Below are 18,344 nucleotides of genomic sequence, written 5' to 3' on the forward strand. Positions count from 1 at the left end.
ATCTAAGCAGATTGATATAAGGGGATGGGTATTACAAACAATAAAAAAACCGCAACGAGTGTGCGGTTTTTTTATTGCTAATAAGCTAAAACTTATTATTGGTTACTTACATACATCAGCAACAGCGTTAGCAAAGTAATCGATGTTTGCTTGACTAATTCCCGCTACGTTTACACGGCTAGAGCCCACAATATAAATACCGTAGTCTTTTTGTAGACGCTCGATTTGCTCTTTATTAATACCTAAGAAAGAGAACATACCGTGTTGGCGGTCTATAAATGAGAAGTCTTGAGCAATGTCTTTGGCTGCAAGGCTGTCTTTAATTAAACTACGTAAACCATTAATACGGTTACGCATTTCATCAAGTTCACTGTGCCATAACTGCGTTAACTCTGTGCTGCTTAAAATGGTGTTTACAATGTCTGCACCGTGCGCTGGCGGCATAGAATAAATGCTACGTACCACACTTAATAATACCGAGTTTGAAATATCAGCGGTTGCACTGTCTTTTGCAATAATTGAACACGCACCAATACGCTCACGGTATAAGCCAAAGTTTTTAGAACATGATGAACAAATGATCAACTCTTCAACCGCATTGGCTAAAATACGTAAACCATTGGCATCTTCTTCTAAAGAAGAACCAAAACCTTGGTATGCAATATCAATCAATGGCGTAAAGCCCACATCTTTTGCAAGTTCAGCAATAGTATTCCATTGTGTTTCGTTTAAATCCATACCACTTGGGTTGTGACAACATGCATGTAATAACACAACATCGCCCTTAGGCACCTGTGTTAATGTTTCAACCATTTCATCAAACAATAAATCTTTGTTTTCGTAGTCGTAGTATGGGTATTCTTTAACAGTTAAGCCTGCAGCTTTAAATAAGCTAATGTGGTTAGCCCACGTTGGGTTAGTAACCCATACAGTTGCGCCTGGGTTACAACGTACAATAAATTCTGCTGCAACACGAAGTGCGCCTGTACCACCAGGTGCTTGTGCTGTGCGTACGCGATTAGCTAATAATGCTGGGTGCTCACCAAGAAGAAGATTTTCCATTTGTTGACAGTAATCTAAGTTACCAGCAAGACCAATGTAAGATTTGCTCATTTCATTTTCTAAACGAAACGCTTCTGCTTTTTTTACTGACTTTAATACCGGGGTATTCCCCTGCTCGTCTTTATATACACCAACCCCTAAGTCAATCTTATTAGGGTTAGTATCTTGCTTATAGGCCGCCATAAGGCCAAGAATAGGGTCTGTTGGTAATGGTTTTAATACTGAGAACATTGACTATCTCTTCGTTATTTAGGGGTTAGCTGTTGCGCTAAGCTTAACATAAAAACTCTCTCGATTGACCAGTGTTATTTACACTAAAAAGTGAGGAATTTTAATACAGCATGCAATTAATAATGCGAGTGTCGCATTATCAAAAAAATCCGTGTTAAAGGCTTCGCCATCGATAATGCCAATGCACTGCTTTTGTGCATTAAATAGTGGTAAACAGGCCTCTGCTTTTACCTTAGGATCGCAGGTGTAATACTCACCACCCGCGGCTAAATATTGCTCAACATTATTAATGACACGTCCTTTACCACTGAGTGCCACTTGCACATTATTACTGCCGGTTGCAAATTCAGCGGTGAGCGGAAATAAAGGGCGACTCGGTGCACCAAAATAAGCGAGCTTTAATAACTGCTCGCCTTCAGGGGTGGCCGTATTTTGATAGATGCCATACCAATCTAACTGGGTGTTTTCGATTACATAGTCAACAATCAACTGAAGTTGCGCTAACTTTGCCGTTGTTTGCGTATTTTGGCTAACGTAATCGTTTAAATTAAACGGCTCATCTTGCAAGTAGCCGAATAAACTACATGCGCCACCTTCACCGAGTTCTGGAATTTGATACTGCCAACGCACGGCCGGTGCAGCATTGCTATTTAAGTACTGCTCAAGCTTTTCTAGCTCAGCATTAATTAACTGTTGCTCTACATTAAGCTGAGCTTGCTCTAAATAAGAATTTATCATTTGGCCATCCATACATCTATAATGCCGAAATAGTAGCATGGATATTTTTATAGCGCTAGCCAATTTAAAGCGCTTTTTAAAATCCTTAAGCACTTTTATTCATAAGCACTATTGCGGTACTTAAACAGAGGATGTTTATCTTTGCGGGATTAAAAGGTGTTCAGCTTAGGCGCAAAAATTACGCCTTTGCGTCACAAATTTGTTATTATTTAGCCCAATATTAGATTCAATCTTAGATAGGTTAATTATGAGTGATAATCACTTAGTGTATTCAACAGCAACAGGGCGAATTGACCAGCCAAAGCCAGAAAAAGAACTGGATGTAAAACTATTTAAAGACGGGTCTATTCGCATAGAGCGTCAAACCAAAGGTCGAAAAGGTAAAGGCGTAATGCTAGTTGTAGGATTAGATCCCCAACAGCACGATTTAAAAAAGTTAGCAAAAACAATAAAAAGTAAGATGGGCCAAGGTGGCGCAGTAAAAGAAGGAGTTATTGAAGTACAAGGTGATGATCGCGATAAGTTAAAGGCGATTTTAGAAGGATTAAAGTTTAAGGTAAAAATTGCGGGTGGTTAACCCGCAATTTTTGTTCTATTCAGGGACTTTTAACGCAGCTAATTGATCAAACAACACAGGGATATCGGCTTCGGCTACGGGCTTACTAAAGTAATAGCCTTGCACAATAAAACAATTATTGTTTTGTAAAAATTCAACTTGCTCTATTGTTTCAACCCCTTCAGCAACCACATCAAGCTTGAGCTTTTGTGCCATCGCAATAATCGCAGCGGTGATCTCCATATCATTATCATCTTCAGGGATATCTTTAACAAACGAGCGGTCAATTTTAAGAATATCAACAGGAAAACGTTTAAGGTAACTCAACGAAGAATAGCCCGTACCAAAATCGTCAATAGAAATTGAAATACCCAGCTTTTTCAATTGATGTAGCTGATCAATAGCCGCCTCAACATTACCCATTAGCATGCTCTCAGTCAGTTCAAGGTGCAGGCTTTTAGCATTAATTTGCGTCTCTATGATTATTTTTTTCAGCATAGGTACTAAGCTTGCGTCTTTAAACTGCCTTGCTGACAGGTTTATCGACATGTTGCTCGCTCTACCTTGTTGCTCTAGTCGTTTAGTGAACTCACATGCTTGTTGTAACACCCACTTACCAAGTTCCACAATTAAACCCGTTGCCTCAGCAATAGGAATAAATTTAGTAGGTGGAATGAATCCCTGCGTAGGATGGAACCAGCGAAGCAATGCTTCATATCCCACTACACTATTATCTCGACAATCAACTTGTGGCTGATAATGCAGTGTGAGTTGCTTTTCTTTAATTGCATGGCGCAACTCATTTTCAAGGAATAATCGCTCATTGGCGGCTGCATTTAGATCTTGGCTATAAAAGTGGAACGTATTACGCCCTTTCGCTTTTGCTTCATACATGGCTAAATCGGCATGTTTTAATAACTGATCTTCTTCTAAGCTATCAAATGGCGCCAAGGTAATACCAATACTGGCACTAACAATGACTTCGTTACTACCTAATTTTATTGGCTGATTTAACGTTTTTTGAATGGTGTCAGCGACTTCCGATGCTTCTTTTTGATGCTCAATACCACTGAGTAATACCGCAAACTCATCACCGCCTAAACGGGCTATAGTATCTTCTGCTCGTAAGCGCTGCTTTAAGCGTGTTGCCACTTCAACCAATAGTTGATCGCCTGCATCGTGACCTAAAGTATCGTTAATACGCTTAAATTCATCCAAATCAAAATAAAATAAAGCAAACGAGTAACGCCCTCTTTCAGCAAGCGCCATCGACTTTCTAAGCTGCATTCTAAAGAATGTACGATTAGCAAGCCCGGTTAATGTGTCGAAGTAAGCGAGCTGTTCCATTTTGCGTTGGCTTTCTTTTACAAATGAAATGTCTTGCGCTGAAGCAACGTAACTGGTGATTTTTCCACCATCTTCACGAATAGGTGACACACTCAGCGATACCCATATGGGTGGCTTGTTTTGCGCTTCAATAAGGGTATCCCCTCGCCAGTAATTACGGTTGCGCAAATCAATGTCAATGTCCTCTACCAGCATGGTCATTTCATTAGCAATAATAGTCAGAAGTGGCTGGCGCAGGAAATCACTTTCTGCAAAGTCGGTCATTTCCAGCATTTTTGGATTAACATATTCAATCACAAAGTTTTCATCAGTGATCACCACCCCCGTGCCCGAGAAGGCAACCGCTTTAGACAAGCGATTTGCAGCCTTTTCTGCAATTTCTTTTTCTATTATGCGCTGGTTTAAGCCATCGATGAGTTTGCGGATTTCAATGGTCATATCTTTGAATGAACCATTAAGCGTGCCAATTTCATCTTTATTTTCTTTTGGAAAATCAATTTCTAACTGACCTTTACCAAAGTTAGTAACCGCATAAACCAGTGAATGTAGGCGTCTTAATACTAGTTGGTAAAGTGCTTGGTGTAATAATAAAGCAACTAAAATGGCATACAGAATAAACAAGCCAAAAAACTTCAGTTTTAAGTCTTTCAGTGCCGATAGTGTAGAAGAGCGCTTTTTATATACGCCCACGTACCAATTTACACCTTCAACTTTATGGATATTTATAATGTAGTCTTCATCATTTAATGAAAACGAGTCGGCATATTCCGGCAATTGTATTTGCCCTGCATTATCAATAACTCGCTTTAGCTCAGGAGAAATAAAATCGCCAGGTAGCAACTTTTTTCCCGCCTCTCCGTATTGGGTATAACTATCGGCTCCTAAATTAGGGTGCGCCAATAGCTGCCCTTGCTTATCGAACACCACTAAGTGTTTTTCTTTTCCGCCGACGGGCAATTGCGATATGAGAGAGTCGAGAGAAATATCACTACCCGTAACTCCTAAAAACTCATCATTTTTATAAATAGGTACAATTAAACTAACGACCCACTTATTCCAAACGCCATCGTAATACACTCGTGACCACAGCGGCTCGCGTTGTGGGTTTGTTAACGATTTTGCGTAATTAAAACTTTTGCTTTGATTAAAGGTGTAATCTCCGGGGACATTAAGTGCCCAATTTGGTGGCGCAACACGGATAAAATTATCTTTGGTGATCAGGTAAAAATTATAAAAATCTTGAATTAACGTGGGGGAAATCACTTTCCAAAGCGATTCAGAATCTGCAATTAACTGTTTATAAAAAGGAGAATAAGCATTTTCGGGAATGAACGCCGCAGATAAGCCATCGGCAGATGCGCTGCGCACTGAACCATCATTAGTGACTTGCATAGTCGGGGCATTGTTATTCTTAAATGATAATTGCCCCTCAAATAACTGCTCGCTAACAACAATATTAGCTTGCTCAGCTATTTTAACTTTGGTCGCTATCAAATTATTAAACTGGTTTATTAATAATTCATTTGATTGCTTTAATACCTCATGCTCTTCAAATACAAGCTGTTTCTCTTCTGATTTGAGCATTAATGCAGCCGCACAAATACCTGCAACTAAACAAATGCCAGAGATCAACAGTGATAACTTGACACTGAGTGAGTTTATTCCAAATCGAGATGGAGGGCGTCGATACACAAAAGGCCAACCTTATTTATAATTATTATTTTTGCGAGTAGTAGAAATATACCAGATCTCAAATCAGAATTATAAATTATTTGTAAAGTTTTTAAAAAACAATATGTTTTGTATATATATCAGGTAAAAAACCTATTTAATATAAGTGCTTGTTGACATTAGAGGTTACTCTTCATACATTAAGGGCATGAATATAAAATACTCACTTACTTTCTTATCTTTTTTTAGCTTCTTTATATAGAAGAGGCTTCCCTGTTTGTGAGATAAAATCAATCGAATAGTAAAGCCTCCCAACTGGGAGGCTTTTTTGTTTACGCTGTTAAATACAGTGACATTTTTGGAATGAGGAAAACCAAATGAGCAATGATGTTTTAGACACGCTTAGGCACGATATAAATGAAATCGATTCTGACCTACTTGTGTTATTAGCGAAGCGACGCCGTATTAGCCATGGTGTTGTTGAATATAAGATAGCGAATAATAAACCAATTCGTGATGAAGCACGTGAATTAGCATTACTCGAAAAATTAATCGGTTATGGTAAATCTCTTGGTTTAGATGCCTACTATGTAAATAATGTTTTTCAAACTATATTAGAAGACTCAGTATTACATCAACAAGCTATGCTGCAAAAAAACCTCAACCCTGATGCGCTAAGTGAAACCCATCGGGTGACCTATTTAGGCGGACAAGGATCTTACAGTCAACTTGCGTGTCATAAGTACTTTAGTCGCCGACCAGGCAAATTAATTGAAATTGGCTGTAGTTCTTTTGATGAGATCACCGGTAAAGTAGAAAATGGCCAAGCCGACTTTGGCTTGTTACCGATTGAAAATACCAGCTCAGGCAGTATTAATGAAGTATTTGATTTACTCCAGCACGCGCAAGTCTCTATTGTCGGCGAAGTCACTCACAGCGTAGAGCATTGTTTATTAGCCGCCCCAGACACAGAACTTAACCAATTAACCAAAGTGTTTGCTCACCCGCAACCGTTTGCTCAATGTAGCCGTTTTTTACAAGGGCTTGGCGATTTGCAACATGAAACCTGCGATTCAACATCGAGTGCATTAAAATCAGCACTTGAAACACCTAACAGTGCGGCTATTGGCTCTGCACAAGCAGGTAAAAATGTAGGGCTTGAAGTCATTAAGGCCAATCTTGCTAATCAAAAAGAAAACCATAGTCGCTTCATTGTGGTTGCACGTAAACCGCTACATGTATCTAAACAAATCCCCACTAAAACCAGTTTAATTATGGCAACTAAGCAACAAGCAGGCTCACTCGCCGATGCGCTGATGATTTTTAAACAGCATAATATAAATCTAGTAAAATTAGAGTCTCGCCCTGTACCAGGAAATCCATGGGAAGAAGTATTCTATGTGGATTTAGAAGCGAACCTTGCTGATAGCCAAGTGAAACATGCGTTAGAAGAGCTTAAAGAGCATACCCAGTACGTACGCGTATTAGGCTGTTATCAAAGCGAATCACTGCAAGCGGTGAGTGTACAAAGCTAGCCTAAAGCAACATTAAAAAAGGGCCTGTGGGCCCTTTTTCGTTTTAATTAATCTGTCAAGTTTAATCGAGTACTTTGGCGTCGTTCGCTTTATTTAATAAACTGCGACTTTGTGTCAAAAAGTGCGCTGTGGAGTCAGAAAAGTAGGCTTTTGCATCAGCAAAGGCATCGATTAAGGCTGGCTTATCCCCTGCTTTTAACTTTTTAAGCGTCTCTGAGAACAAACACTGATACTGCGCTAATAAGCTTTCTACATTATCAAATTGCGCCAGCATAATATCAGTATACAGCTCTGGCGATTGCGCAAAGAGACGACCGACCATCATCAGCTCTAACTGATAAATAGGTGATGAGCAACTACGCAGCTCTGCCAGTGTATGTCCTTGTTTTGCTAAAAACTGACCGTACACAAAGGTGGTTAAATGGCGCATAACCTGAATGATTTGCATCGCTTCATCGTGTTTTTTAGCATCAAGTTCTACTAACTGACAGCCCCAAATTTGTAGCTGCTTTAATAAACCTTGTGCCACTTCAGGATTACGCCCTTCACATACCACCACGGTTTGTTTCACCCAATGAGAAATATCAGGACCAAACATGGGGTGTAAGCCAACAACAGCGCCATTGTGAACTTTTTTGAGCACATTTAACGGCGCTTGTTTAACCGATGTAATATCAACCAGCAAACAATCATCATCGAGTTTAGGTAACGCGTTAACAACCGTTTCGAGGGCATTAATTGGCACACTGATCATCACCAGTTTTGCGCCTTTTAAAATCTCTGCTGCCTGTGATTGCTGGGCTTTATCTAAAACTTTAACTTCGTAACCCGAGCGCTGAAATTGTTTTGCAAATAGCTGCCCCATTGCCCCTTCACCACCAACAATGACAATCGGAGATAGTTGTGAGTCGGCACAAGCTAATTTGGCCTGTTGATTTTGATAAGCTTCACGCATCATGCGCCTGAGAATGTCTTCGACTAAATCAGGGTTTACACCTTGATTAATTGCCTCTTGGCGTCGTGCAGCTAATAAATCAGCTTCTCTATCGGGTGCATGTAGTGGCGCGCCAGTTTGTTGTTTTATTGCGCCAATTTGTTGAGTAATACCATTGCGCTTTGCAAGTAAGGCAACCAGTTGCGCATCGCATTCATCTATACCTTTTCTTAGCTGCGCTAAATCACTTATCTCTGCCACGTTCTCATTCCATCCAAAAAAAGCAAAATCGTAAATTAATAATTACAAAAAAGTAAACTAATCAATACGATAAATACTAACAGGATACGTTAGGGGTTAAAAGGCTAATTAGTGAAAAGATCAGTATGAGTCACTCAACTGCGACCAAGGTAGGATAATTAAATGAATAGAACACAGCTTGCGTAAAGTGAATTAAAAAGCATATAAAAATGTAAGTCTATGCCGAGTTTAAACAATGAAAATTAAAGTGGCTTAATAGCCACTTTAATTAGCACTTTTTATCTAATATTCCAATGCCATAGTCGCAAGCGACATAACACTTTCGAATGATTCTGCACCGGCGATAAATAGGCCATTATGGCAAAACATAGCATCATCTATACCGGTCACTGCTTGAAATTCACTATCAGATAATCCAGCCCACGGTGCAGGTAATGGCTTTCGGTCTTCAAACGAGCCTAGCTCTGCAGGTACCGTTTGCACTATCCACTTACCAGAATGCGATGGATACACTACATATAGCGCTTCTTCTGATAAGCTATGTACGGTTTTTTTCCACGGCGTATAACGCTCTAGTACGATTAATCGTGGATCGTCTGCTTGTTTAATTGCTTGAGCAACAATCTTTTTAGCATTTAAACCACCCTGCGCTGAGGCAACAAAACGAAGCAGCAAAGTGTGTGCAAATTCAACCGCTTGATCAAAAGCAGTATCAAAATTACTTTCCTCTTCCCATGTTGGGTTAAACATAGAAATTGTTTGGCTTAAACTAATTCCTGTGGCAACACCTTCAACATGACCACAATCAATGGCATCAATAGTTGATACAAGCCCTGCATCAACTGCATTCGCCACATCTTGATTATCATCACATATTGCTAAGCCATATTTTTTCCACACCAAGCCAAATGACGAAAAAGGAATCCCATTTTCGCGAGCACCGGCACCGCCGCGCTGATGATGATCAAACCGGTCAGTTTCTGGGTCATATTGGCCGCCAACATCAATAACCACATCAGCGTCATTAATAATCGCATTATCGCGTGTGCGGATCAGGGTAAAAGAAGGGAAAATAATTTTAAGCGCAGCGATACTAAAAACATCATCTGCATGAAAATTGCCGTTGTGCGTAACTATCGTTTTATCATTCATTTTTGTACATCATTTTTTGCAAGAAGTGAGAAGATATTGTGCTTTGAAGTGAACCACACTTTAACGCATGCTGGTTAAGGTGTGTATTGGTTTTTAAATGTAGCAATATAAAAATTGCAATAGCATTAAAACCAAAACGGGTTGCAACCCAAAGGTTGCAACCCGTTTTTTTGCGTTGATAAACAGCGCGTATTAGTTAAGTTTTTCTCTAATACGTGCAGATTTACCAGAACGCTCACGTAGATAGTAAAGCTTAGCACGACGAACCGCACCGCGACGCTTAACTGTTACGCTATCAATAAGAGGGCTGTGCGTTTGGAATACACGCTCAACACCTTCACCGTTCGAGATTTTACGAACTGTGAATGCTGAGTGAAGACCACGATTACGCTTAGCGATTACAACACCTTCAAAGGCCTGTAGACGCTCTTTAGCACCTTCTTTTACTTTTACCTGTACAACTACTGTATCACCAGCGCCGAATGCAGGTACGTCTGTTTTAAGCTGCTCATCTTCAAGCGCTTTAATAATATTTTGGTTTACTTTTGCCATTATGTTTCTCACTTTCCTAGGTGTAACTGTCTTCTAGCCACAAGCTTTTTGGTACTCTTGCTGAAATTTCGCGAGTAATACCGCTTGCTCCTCAGTCAGAGCTAGGTTATGCAACAAGTCAGGACGGCGAAGCCAAGTTCTACCTAATGACTGCATAAGCCGCCATTTTGCTATCTCTTGGTGGTTTCCGCTGAGTAATACAGCAGGCACCTGTTTGTCGTCCAATGTTTCTGGCCGTGTATAGTGAGGACAATCTAGCAAGCCATCCGAAAATGAGTCTTGCTCTGCTGACTGGTTGTGTCCTAAAACCCCTGGCACTAATCGCGCTACTGCGTCAATTAATGTCATGGCAGGTAGTTCACCCCCACTCAAAATAAAATCACCAATTGACCATTCTTCGTCAACGTACGACTCTATTATTCTCTCGTCTATACCTTCATAGCGACCGGCAATTAAAATCAGTTTTTCAGAGTTTGCGAGTTCGCTAGCCCCTTGCTGATCTAATTTGCGCCCTTGTGGCGACATATAAATTACTTTTGCACCATCACCTGCAGCCTGTTTGGCTTCAAGAATGGCTTGTTTTAATGGTTCAACCATCATTAACATGCCTGGCCCGCCCCCGTAAGGACGATCATCTACGGTTCTATGCTTATCAGTTGCATAGTCACGTGGATTCCAGCAGTTAAAATCGATTAAGCCATTTTTAACAGCACGACCGGTTACACCTTGCGTTGTAATTGCATCAAACATATCCGGGAAAAGGCTGATAACCCCTACCCACAACGAACTTGTTTGACTCATTAAAAGCTTGGATCCCAATCTACAGTAATTTCTTTCGCATCATATTTAACTTCTTGAATAACTGAATCAGTTAAAAAAGGAATTAAACGTTCTGCTTGGCCAAATGCATCTTTACTGTTTGCTTTCACAACCAGCACATCATTTGAGCCTGTCTCCATAAGGTCATCAACAATGCCTAAGTTATAACCTTTATCAGTTACAACCGACATGCCGATGAGATCTCGCCAATAGAATTCACCTTGCGGTAATTCTGGTAGCTGCGCTGAATCAACAGAAATTTCTACATTGGTATAAGCCATTGCTTGGTCTCTGTCATTTACTTGCGCAAACTTAGCGATAAAGCCTTTGTTGTGGCGACGCCAGTCGACCACTTCTAAGGATTGCCATTTACCTTGCTGCCCTATCAACCACGGGCTGAAATCGAAGATCCCTTGGGGATCATCAGTAAATGAATGCACCTTAAGCCAGCCCTTTATACCATATGGGGCGCCGAGCTTTCCTACGACAATTATTGATGAGGTGTTCTCTTGACTCATGGTTACACTTACGCCTATTAAGCCGCTTTACGAGCGTCTTTAACTAATTTAGCTACACGATCTGAAAGACCTGCGCCTTGACCTAACCAGTGTTCAACACGTGGTAAATCTAAACGAAGTTTTTCTTCTTGACCTGAAGCAATTGGGTTAAAGAAACCTACTTTCTCGATGAAGCGACCGTCACGCGAGAAACGGCTATCCGCAACCACAATTTGATAGAAAGGGCGTTTTTTAGCGCCACCACGTTGCAAACGAATAGTTACCATACCGTCCTCTAAATAGATTGACTGTTTTCATTAATAAGATTTACTCCCCAGTATGGGGAGCCGGTGAATTGTACGAGTTTTTAGCAACAATGCAAGTAAGAAGTGATGCAAAAAGCCAGTTTAGTAGATTAAACCGTGATCCAAGATGAAAAAGTATATGAATAAGCTATTCTGTGCATAGTTTATTCAACAATAAAGAGGCATTTTGCCTCTTTATTGATTACTTTTTATCTCGTATTGGAGGTATTAAAGGTTAAATTATTAAAATTTTGGACCACCGCCACCCATCATGCCAGGTGGTAACATCCCTTTCATGCCACGCATCATTTTTTGCATGCCACCTTTACCTTTCATCTTCTTCATCATTTTTTGCATTTGCGTAAATTGCTTAAGCAGTTTATTGATCTCTTGTACTTGAGTACCAGAGCCCGCAGCAATACGCTTTTTACGCGAACCTTTGATGATTTCTGGGCGTGCACGCTCTTTTTTGGTCATAGAGCTAATAATCGCTTCCATTTGAATAAAGGTTTTATCACCCATTTGCCCTTTAACCGCATCTGGGATGTTTTGCATGCCAGGCAGTTTATCGAGCATCGACATCATGCCACCCATGTTTTTCATTTGCTTTAGTTGATCAGCAAAGTCATCCAGCGTAAAGCCATCACCTTTAAATACTTTTTGTGCTACTTTTGCCGCTTGTTCTTTGTCTACTTTCATCTCGACTTCTTCGATTAATGAAAGTACATCACCCATGCCTAAAATACGTGAAGCAATTCGGTCTGGGTGGAAAGGCTCAAGGGCATCAGTGCGCTCACCCACACCCATAAACTTAATTGGCTTACCAGTAATATGACGAATAGATAAAGCAGCACCACCTCGGGCATCACCATCTGTTTTAGTCAGTATCACACCGGTCAGCGGTAAAGCTTCGTCAAATGCTTTTGCTGTATTTGCCGCATCTTGACCTGTCATTGCATCAACAACGAATAGCGTTTCGATTGGATTAATTGCATGATGCAAGGCTTTAATTTCATCCATCATGTCGCTATCAACATGCAAACGACCCGCAGTATCGACTAATACAACATCAATAAATTTCTTTTTCGCATGAGAAATGGCGGCAGTTGCAATATCAACTGGTTTTTGCGAAATATCACTTGGGAAAAATTCTACATCAACTTCTGTTGCTAAGGTTTCTAATTGCTTAATTGCTGCTGGACGATACACATCGGCACTTACCACTAGCACAGACTTCTTCTTGCGCTCTTTTAAAAACTTAGCCAGCTTACCCACACTGGTGGTTTTACCCGCACCTTGAAGACCAGCCATCATCACTACCGCCGGTGGCTGTGAGTTAAGGCTTAGCTCTTCGTTGGCTTCACCCATGGCTTTTTCAAGTTCTTCACGAACAATTTTTATAAATACTTGGCCAGGGCTCAAGCTTTTGGTGACTTCAACACCAACCGCACGCTCTTTAACTTGCTTTACAAACTCGCGAACAACAGGCAACGCCACATCGGCTTCTAAAAATGCCATTCGCACTTCACGAAGTGTATCTTTAATGTTGTCTTCAGTTAAGCGACCACGGCCACTAATATTTTTTAGGGTTTTACCTAATCGTTCTTGGAGGTTCTCAAACATGTAACGGTTCCGAAAAGACGTTTATATCAACTCTATTAATAAGGTCGATGCTATTAAAATTCAATTGAAAATAGTATACCGTAAATGGTGGCATACAATACAGTGCTGAAGTGCTGCTTATTGAGTTTCTTTTTACAGGGTCTATGCATTTGCGTTGCTATAAAATACAATGACCAGATAACGAACACGAATTATTTGACTTCAATTAAGTGGCCAAAGCAAAATGCTGATTATTAGTTTAACTATTATTGCCAGTTTATTTTATGTGTTAGCAACGTCTCACGTGCTTTCGCGATTGTTTCATCGTCAGGGACCAAGCCAAAAAATTACTATAATACTGAGCACTGTCGCTATTTTGGCGCATATGCTGCTTTTAGTAAACTCGGTGTTTAGAGCCGATGGCCAAGATTTAAGTATTGTTAATGTTGCATTACTGACTTGTTGGGTAATAGTGCTTTGTGTCACCACCGTCTCTTTGAAGTTCCCTGCGACACTGCTATTACCTGTTGTATACGGCTTTGCTGCCCTGTTAACTATTGCTAGCCTGTTTATTCCTCATCACGTTTTACTTCATAGCATTAATGTAGAGCTTGCGTTAGTTGCGCATATTTCACTGTCGTTATTAGCCTACTGTATCTTAATTATTGCCACCCTTTACGGCGTACAATTTTACTTTATTGATAAACGTTTGAAACGTAAAGATTTAGCAATAGTACATAGCCATTTACCGCCACTAATGGTGGTAGAGCGTCAACTTTATCAACTATTAAATTTAGGCACAGTATTATTAAGCGTGGCGCTGATTACAGGGTTTGTATTTCTTGATGGCATGTTTGCCAAAGAGTTTATTCATAAAACAATCTTATCTTTAGTTGCTTGGGCTATTTTTGCTACGATTGCCGTTGGCCATGTTAAACGAGGTTGGCGAGGGAAAATGGTGGTAGTGAGTATTATGATTGCCGCATTTACACTCACACTCGCTTATTTTGGCAGCCGTTTTATACAAGAAGTGGTTCTAAATAAGTTTTAACTTGACTCTGAAAGCTCACTCTAGCTTAATACGCATTGGTTTATAAAAAAAGGATCCATCGTTGGACGACATATCGACAAGTACGCTGTTTATCATTTTAGGTTTATTGGTACTTTTTTCTGCTTACTTCTCCGGGTCAGAAACCGGAATCATGTCAATCAACCGTATTCGTTTACGACACCTCGCTAAAGAGAATCATCGTGCTGCGAAACGCGTTAGTAAATTACTCAGTCGACCTGACAGGTTGATAGGTCTTATCCTTATTGGTAATAACCTTGTCAATATTGCGGCTGCCCAAGTTGCCACCATTATTGGTATTCGTTTGTATGGTGATTTAGGTATTGCTATAGCAACAGGTGCATTAACACTTGTGGTGCTGATTTTCGCTGAAGTAACGCCAAAAACACTGGCCGCCCTCTATCCTGAGCGAGTCGCTTTTCCAAGTTCGGTGATACTCAAAGGGTTACTAAAAATTCTCTTCCCATTTGTTGTCGTTGTTAACTGGATGACCAATGGTATATTGCGCTTATTTGGTATTAGCGCTGCACAAATAGATGAGCACAGCATGAGTAAAGAAGAATTAAAAACCGTGCTGAATGAATCGGGTGCACTGATCCCCGCTCGTCACCAAAGTATGTTGACCTCTATTTTAGATTTAGAACAAGTTACCGTTGAAGATATTATGATCCCTCGCAATGAAATTGTGGCGATTGATATTAATGACGATTGGAAAATAATCAGTAAACAACTTACTCATGCTCAACATACTCGGGTGCTTTTATACCGCGACAATATTGATGATGCTGTTGGCTTTATTCACTCTCGTGATGCGCTTCGCCTTTTAACTAAAGAGCAGTTTGATAAGCCTTCGCTATTGCGTGCGGTACGTGAAATTTACTTTATCCCTGAGGGCACCTCGCTTAACACTCAGCTACTAAAATTTCAGTTATCAAAAGAACGTATTGGTATTGTTGTTGATGAATATGGCGACATTCAGGGCTTAGTCACTCTTGAAGATATTCTTGAAGAAGTTGTGGGTGATTTTACTACCACTCAAACTCGGACACCGAGTGAAGAAGTAACCACACAAAACGATGGCTCTTATATTGTCGACGGCGGTGCTAACGTTCGCGACTTAAATAAAGAAATGGGCTGGGAATTCCCATTAGACGGCCCTAAAACATTGAGTGGCTTGATTGTTGAGTACTTAGAAGATATCCCCGATGCTAATTTAAGTATTCGTATTGCAGGCTACCCGGTTGAAGTACTTGAGGTAAAAGAAAACATGATTAAACAAGTTAAAATTCAACCAAACAAACGTAAAAAATAAACCAATAAAAAAGGAGCCTGCTGGCTCCTTTTTAATCTAATCTAAAAGAACAATCGCTCTAACCAACCTTTATCTAAATCATCTTCGCAGCGTCTTAGCTGTGCGCCATAACGGCTTGCCCGATGTTTTACTTTATTGGCAACGCTCATTAGCCATTTTTTCTTACGATAGGTGCCTCGTTTATAACCGCCCCATCCCTCATGATAATTTAAATACTGTGCGTAGGCGTCCCACTTAGACACACCATTAACTTTATGGGTTTTATAAACAAACCACGCCATAAAATCAATCGCATCTTCAAATTCGTCTCTGTCGGCGCCACTGTTACCTGTTTCACGAATATAATCAGACCAAGTAGGCGTTTTAGCTTGAGAATAGCCATAGGCATCGCTTGCACGACCAGTAGGGATTATCCATAAGAAGTATTCCATAGGCGGTGCTGCATCGTGGCGAAAAGAACTTTCTTGATACATCATGCTCATTAACACATGTTTTGGGGAGCCCCACTTTTCCTGCGCGTCTTTGGCATCAAAATACCAGTCAGATTTCTCTTCGAAAATTTTACAAATATCTTCTGGTTGCTTTGGGGGAGCTGTTGCACACCCAGCTATAGTGAGCAGCAAAGATAAGGTAATAATATTTTTTTTCATTTTTTAAGATCTCACTGAACTTTTTAAAAAAGTGTGGGTCTGAATCTATGAATGCAGCAGTACAGCATTGTTTCATCCCTAAAGAATATTTACGCAGCTACTATGAGCTGCGTTTTTTTTTGCCTGCTACTTACTTGGGTCTGTTGACCTTTCAAGGTTGCATTTGCAGCAGTTTGTTTGGTATTTAGGCAAGGCAAAGCCTATGTGGTGTGGTTATTCCCCATAAATAGGCGATAACGCAGCATCAATGCCAAACAGGTGCTGCCCTTCGGGTTCTGCCTAGGAGCGATTTACTCTTTGTTGCTCGGTTTTTACTTAGCCCACTAGGTTACAAACCTCGCGCCGCGATTAAACCGCTCCTAGTTTGAACAAATTGTAATCCGCAAAGGTCAACAGACCCTGAAATACGTATCTAAAAATGCAGTAAATGATTGATTATCAGCTTGCTCAATTGCTTTTTGAGCCTGATAAGACTCTGCCGCTTGTTGCTCTAGCCACGACTTTGAGAATTCAGTATAACTGGCTGTCTCATGGCTTTGTTTGTACTTCTGAGCAAGTGAGAGTGCAAAGTGGCCATTATCTAACCCTGACGCTTTTAACTGCTCAACATAACGACCAGAATACGTTAATGCCGGATCATGAATCCAAGTCGCCATGCGCTTAATGGTGTTTGAGTAGTAGTCAACATCGTAAGCAGTATCCATCCACTGAGCAACATCACTCAGCTGACTAAATATTTCATCACCCCAAGATTCTAGGCTGCGCTGCTCATTATTAAAATTAAGCATTAAGCCTTGTTCTCGACCTTGGTTAACCACAGTATCAAGATTTTCAGTGCTACAAGTTTGCTCTTGCCAATCCATAGGCGCTGAATCTTTTAATAAACAATAAGTTAAAAACACATCTAAAAAGTGTATTTGCTCTAAATCAATGCCAACTTCACTAAACGGATTAACATCCAATGCACGAATTTCAATATATTCTATACCCGCTCTTAGCAATGCATCGGTGGGCGTTTCACCATTTTTTGCATTACGTTTAGGACGAATTGGCGAGTAAAACTCGTTCTCTATTTGCAAAATGTTTTTATTTAATTGCTTTGGCGTAGCACTGGTGTAATCGTCAATACTGCCGTAAATATCTGAAGGCGTATTTATGGCTTTTTTAAGTCCTGCGACATATTCATCTAATGAGTTATACATTACTCGTAATGACGATTGTGCGCTATTGGTATAGCCTAAGTTGCCTAAACGTAATGCGGTGCCCACTTCCAAATATAAAGTGCCTTTACCGAGTTTTTTAAACGGTAAGTCGCTTTTACGCCCTTGTAAAAAAGAACTACATAATGCCGGTGATGCGCCAAACATGTAGCTAATTAACCACAGTTCGCGTTTAAAGTTACGAATTAACGCCAAGTAACTATCCGATATAAAATCTTCAAGTTTCGCATTACTTTGCTTTAATGAGTGCAGTGACTGCCATAGCGTTTGTGGAAAAGAAATATTGAAATGCACGCCAGCAATCGCTTGCATCATACTGCCGTAACGATTCTTCAAGCCTTCGCGATATAGGGTTTTCATTTTACCGACGTTAGAGTCGCCAAATTGTGCCAATACAATATCGTCTTGATGATTTATAAAGCACGGCATACTAATTGGCCACAATAATTCATCGCCCATATGTTCTAGGGTGAACTTTTGTAAATCTTTTAGCTGCTGCAAAGTTTGCTTTGATGACTCGCTAACCGGTGTAATGAACTCAAGTAAAGACTCAGAAAAATCAGTGGTAATATGTCCATTGGTGAGCGCACAGCCCACACCTTGAGGATGAGCCTGTTTAGAAATAGAACCATCGTGATTAATTCTTAATGATTCTCTCTCAATACCGCGCATAATGCCTTTAATAGCCTGTTGATTATCTGCATTAGATAGCGCGTTGAGCGTGTTTTTTAAATTATAAGTTGTCAAAAAAAAGTTTCCTCGAGCCAAGTGGCTTAATCATAAGGTTATGGGGTCTTTTTACCTTTACTCAAGATTAAACGATGAAAAAAC

Annotated in this window: 16 protein-coding genes and 1 other annotated feature; of the genes, 4 read left to right on the forward strand and 12 right to left on the reverse strand. The window is 40.3% G+C overall.

Annotated elements, in window-relative coordinates:
- Positions 1-102 precede the first annotated feature (102 nt).
- Positions 103-1,293 (reverse strand): amino acid aminotransferase, encoded by a 1,191-nt coding sequence (locus BM380_RS08825; RefSeq protein WP_090494012.1) that lies wholly within the window; start codon positions 1,291-1,293, stop codon positions 103-105.
- A gap of 78 nt (positions 1,294-1,371) precedes the next feature.
- The gene (locus BM380_RS08830; RefSeq protein WP_090494014.1) at positions 1,372-2,031 is read right to left on the reverse strand and encodes a GAF domain-containing protein; all 660 of its coding nucleotides are present in this window, start codon (positions 2,029-2,031) and stop codon (positions 1,372-1,374) included.
- Positions 2,032-2,278: 247 nt separating this feature from the next.
- On the opposite strand from BM380_RS08830, the gene BM380_RS08835 reads away from it, so the two are divergent.
- On the forward strand, positions 2,279-2,608 hold the full coding sequence (locus BM380_RS08835; protein WP_008464752.1) for an SUI1 family translation initiation factor: 330 nt from the start codon (positions 2,279-2,281) through the stop codon (positions 2,606-2,608).
- A gap of 15 nt (positions 2,609-2,623) precedes the next feature.
- Here BM380_RS08835 and BM380_RS08840 read toward each other — a convergent pair whose 3' ends face one another.
- Entirely contained in the window at positions 2,624-5,626 is a 3,003-nt protein-coding gene (locus tag BM380_RS08840; protein ID WP_064663788.1) for a bifunctional diguanylate cyclase/phosphodiesterase, read from the reverse strand.
- A gap of 189 nt (positions 5,627-5,815) precedes the next feature.
- Positions 5,816-5,938: a sequence feature (Phe leader region), on the forward strand.
- Between the two features lie 44 nt (positions 5,939-5,982).
- On the opposite strand from BM380_RS08840, the gene BM380_RS08845 reads away from it, so the two are divergent.
- Positions 5,983-7,140: a chorismate mutase gene (locus BM380_RS08845; RefSeq protein ID WP_013464497.1), complete on the forward strand. Its 1,158-nt coding sequence runs from the start codon at positions 5,983-5,985 to the stop codon at positions 7,138-7,140.
- A 61-nt stretch (positions 7,141-7,201) separates the two neighbouring features.
- On the opposite strand, the gene tyrA is transcribed toward BM380_RS08845, so the two are convergent.
- The 7 genes from tyrA to ffh all read right to left on the reverse strand — a co-directional run bounded on the left by tyrA (position 7,202) and on the right by ffh (position 13,283).
- Positions 7,202-8,335 (reverse strand): bifunctional chorismate mutase/prephenate dehydrogenase, encoded by a 1,134-nt coding sequence (gene tyrA, locus BM380_RS08850; protein WP_013464496.1) that lies wholly within the window; start codon positions 8,333-8,335, stop codon positions 7,202-7,204.
- 282 nt (positions 8,336-8,617) lie between these two features.
- Positions 8,618-9,487 carry an MYG1 family protein gene (locus BM380_RS08855; RefSeq protein ID WP_090494016.1) on the reverse strand — a complete coding sequence of 290 codons (870 nt, stop codon included), beginning with the start codon at positions 9,485-9,487 and terminating at the stop codon, positions 8,618-8,620.
- A gap of 192 nt (positions 9,488-9,679) precedes the next feature.
- A complete protein-coding gene (rplS, locus tag BM380_RS08860; RefSeq protein WP_011327636.1) occupies positions 9,680-10,039 on the reverse strand; it encodes a 50S ribosomal protein L19 in 360 nt (119 codons plus the stop codon).
- A gap of 33 nt (positions 10,040-10,072) precedes the next feature.
- Entirely contained in the window at positions 10,073-10,840 is a 768-nt protein-coding gene (gene trmD, locus BM380_RS08865; protein WP_008114471.1) for a tRNA (guanosine(37)-N1)-methyltransferase TrmD, read from the reverse strand.
- Entirely contained in the window at positions 10,840-11,376 is a 537-nt protein-coding gene (gene rimM, locus BM380_RS08870) for a ribosome maturation factor RimM (RefSeq protein ID WP_008114470.1), read from the reverse strand. Before rimM ends, trmD begins: the two co-directional genes overlap by 1 nt.
- A gap of 17 nt (positions 11,377-11,393) precedes the next feature.
- On the reverse strand, positions 11,394-11,642 hold the full coding sequence (gene rpsP / locus BM380_RS08875) for a 30S ribosomal protein S16 (RefSeq protein ID WP_008114468.1): 249 nt from the start codon (positions 11,640-11,642) through the stop codon (positions 11,394-11,396).
- A gap of 261 nt (positions 11,643-11,903) precedes the next feature.
- On the reverse strand, positions 11,904-13,283 hold the full coding sequence (gene ffh / locus BM380_RS08880) for a signal recognition particle protein (protein WP_090494018.1): 1,380 nt from the start codon (positions 13,281-13,283) through the stop codon (positions 11,904-11,906).
- A gap of 223 nt (positions 13,284-13,506) precedes the next feature.
- Here ffh and ccsA point away from each other — a divergent pair, with 223 nt between their 5' ends.
- Positions 13,507-14,313, forward strand: a complete 807-nt coding sequence (ccsA, locus tag BM380_RS08885) for a cytochrome C assembly family protein (RefSeq protein ID WP_013464492.1) — start codon at positions 13,507-13,509, stop codon at positions 14,311-14,313.
- A gap of 61 nt (positions 14,314-14,374) precedes the next feature.
- Positions 14,375-15,643: an HlyC/CorC family transporter gene (locus BM380_RS08890; protein ID WP_013464491.1), complete on the forward strand. Its 1,269-nt coding sequence runs from the start codon at positions 14,375-14,377 to the stop codon at positions 15,641-15,643.
- A 41-nt stretch (positions 15,644-15,684) separates the two neighbouring features.
- Here the strand turns inward: BM380_RS08890 and BM380_RS08895 are convergent, their stop codons facing one another.
- Both BM380_RS08895 and gshA read right to left on the reverse strand, forming a co-directional pair.
- Positions 15,685-16,293: a transglycosylase SLT domain-containing protein gene (locus BM380_RS08895; RefSeq protein ID WP_013464490.1), complete on the reverse strand. Its 609-nt coding sequence runs from the start codon at positions 16,291-16,293 to the stop codon at positions 15,685-15,687.
- Between the two features lie 389 nt (positions 16,294-16,682).
- Positions 16,683-18,260: a glutamate--cysteine ligase gene (gshA, locus tag BM380_RS08900; RefSeq protein ID WP_090494019.1), complete on the reverse strand. Its 1,578-nt coding sequence runs from the start codon at positions 18,258-18,260 to the stop codon at positions 16,683-16,685.
- Positions 18,261-18,344: the final 84 nt, after the last annotated feature.

The organism is Pseudoalteromonas sp. DSM 26666, from assembly GCF_900116475.1.
Taxonomy (GTDB): Bacteria; Pseudomonadota; Gammaproteobacteria; order Enterobacterales; family Alteromonadaceae; genus Pseudoalteromonas; species Pseudoalteromonas tetraodonis.

Bases quoted from the DNA above. Each gene is read 5' to 3' on its own strand.
- rplS (WP_011327636.1), bottom strand. From the start codon at position 10,039: ATGGCAAAAGTAAACCAAAATATTATTAAAGCGCTTGAAGATGAGCAG.
- BM380_RS08825 (WP_090494012.1), bottom strand. From the start codon at position 1,293: ATGTTCTCAGTATTAAAACCATTACCAACAGACCCTATTCTTGGCCTT.
- ffh (WP_090494018.1), bottom strand. From the start codon at position 13,283: ATGTTTGAGAACCTCCAAGAACGATTAGGTAAAACCCTAAAAAATATT.
- rpsP (WP_008114468.1), bottom strand. From the start codon at position 11,642: ATGGTAACTATTCGTTTGCAACGTGGTGGCGCTAAAAAACGCCCTTTC.
- BM380_RS08835 (WP_008464752.1), top strand. From the start codon at position 2,279: ATGAGTGATAATCACTTAGTGTATTCAACAGCAACAGGGCGAATTGAC.
- BM380_RS08895 (WP_013464490.1), bottom strand. From the start codon at position 16,293: ATGAAAAAAAATATTATTACCTTATCTTTGCTGCTCACTATAGCTGGG.
- BM380_RS08855 (WP_090494016.1), bottom strand. From the start codon at position 9,487: ATGAATGATAAAACGATAGTTACGCACAACGGCAATTTTCATGCAGAT.
- rimM (WP_008114470.1), bottom strand. From the start codon at position 11,376: ATGAGTCAAGAGAACACCTCATCAATAATTGTCGTAGGAAAGCTCGGC.
- BM380_RS08830 (WP_090494014.1), bottom strand. From the start codon at position 2,031: ATGATAAATTCTTATTTAGAGCAAGCTCAGCTTAATGTAGAGCAACAG.
- BM380_RS08845 (WP_013464497.1), top strand. From the start codon at position 5,983: ATGAGCAATGATGTTTTAGACACGCTTAGGCACGATATAAATGAAATC.
- trmD (WP_008114471.1), bottom strand. From the start codon at position 10,840: ATGAGTCAAACAAGTTCGTTGTGGGTAGGGGTTATCAGCCTTTTCCCG.
- ccsA (WP_013464492.1), top strand. From the start codon at position 13,507: ATGCTGATTATTAGTTTAACTATTATTGCCAGTTTATTTTATGTGTTA.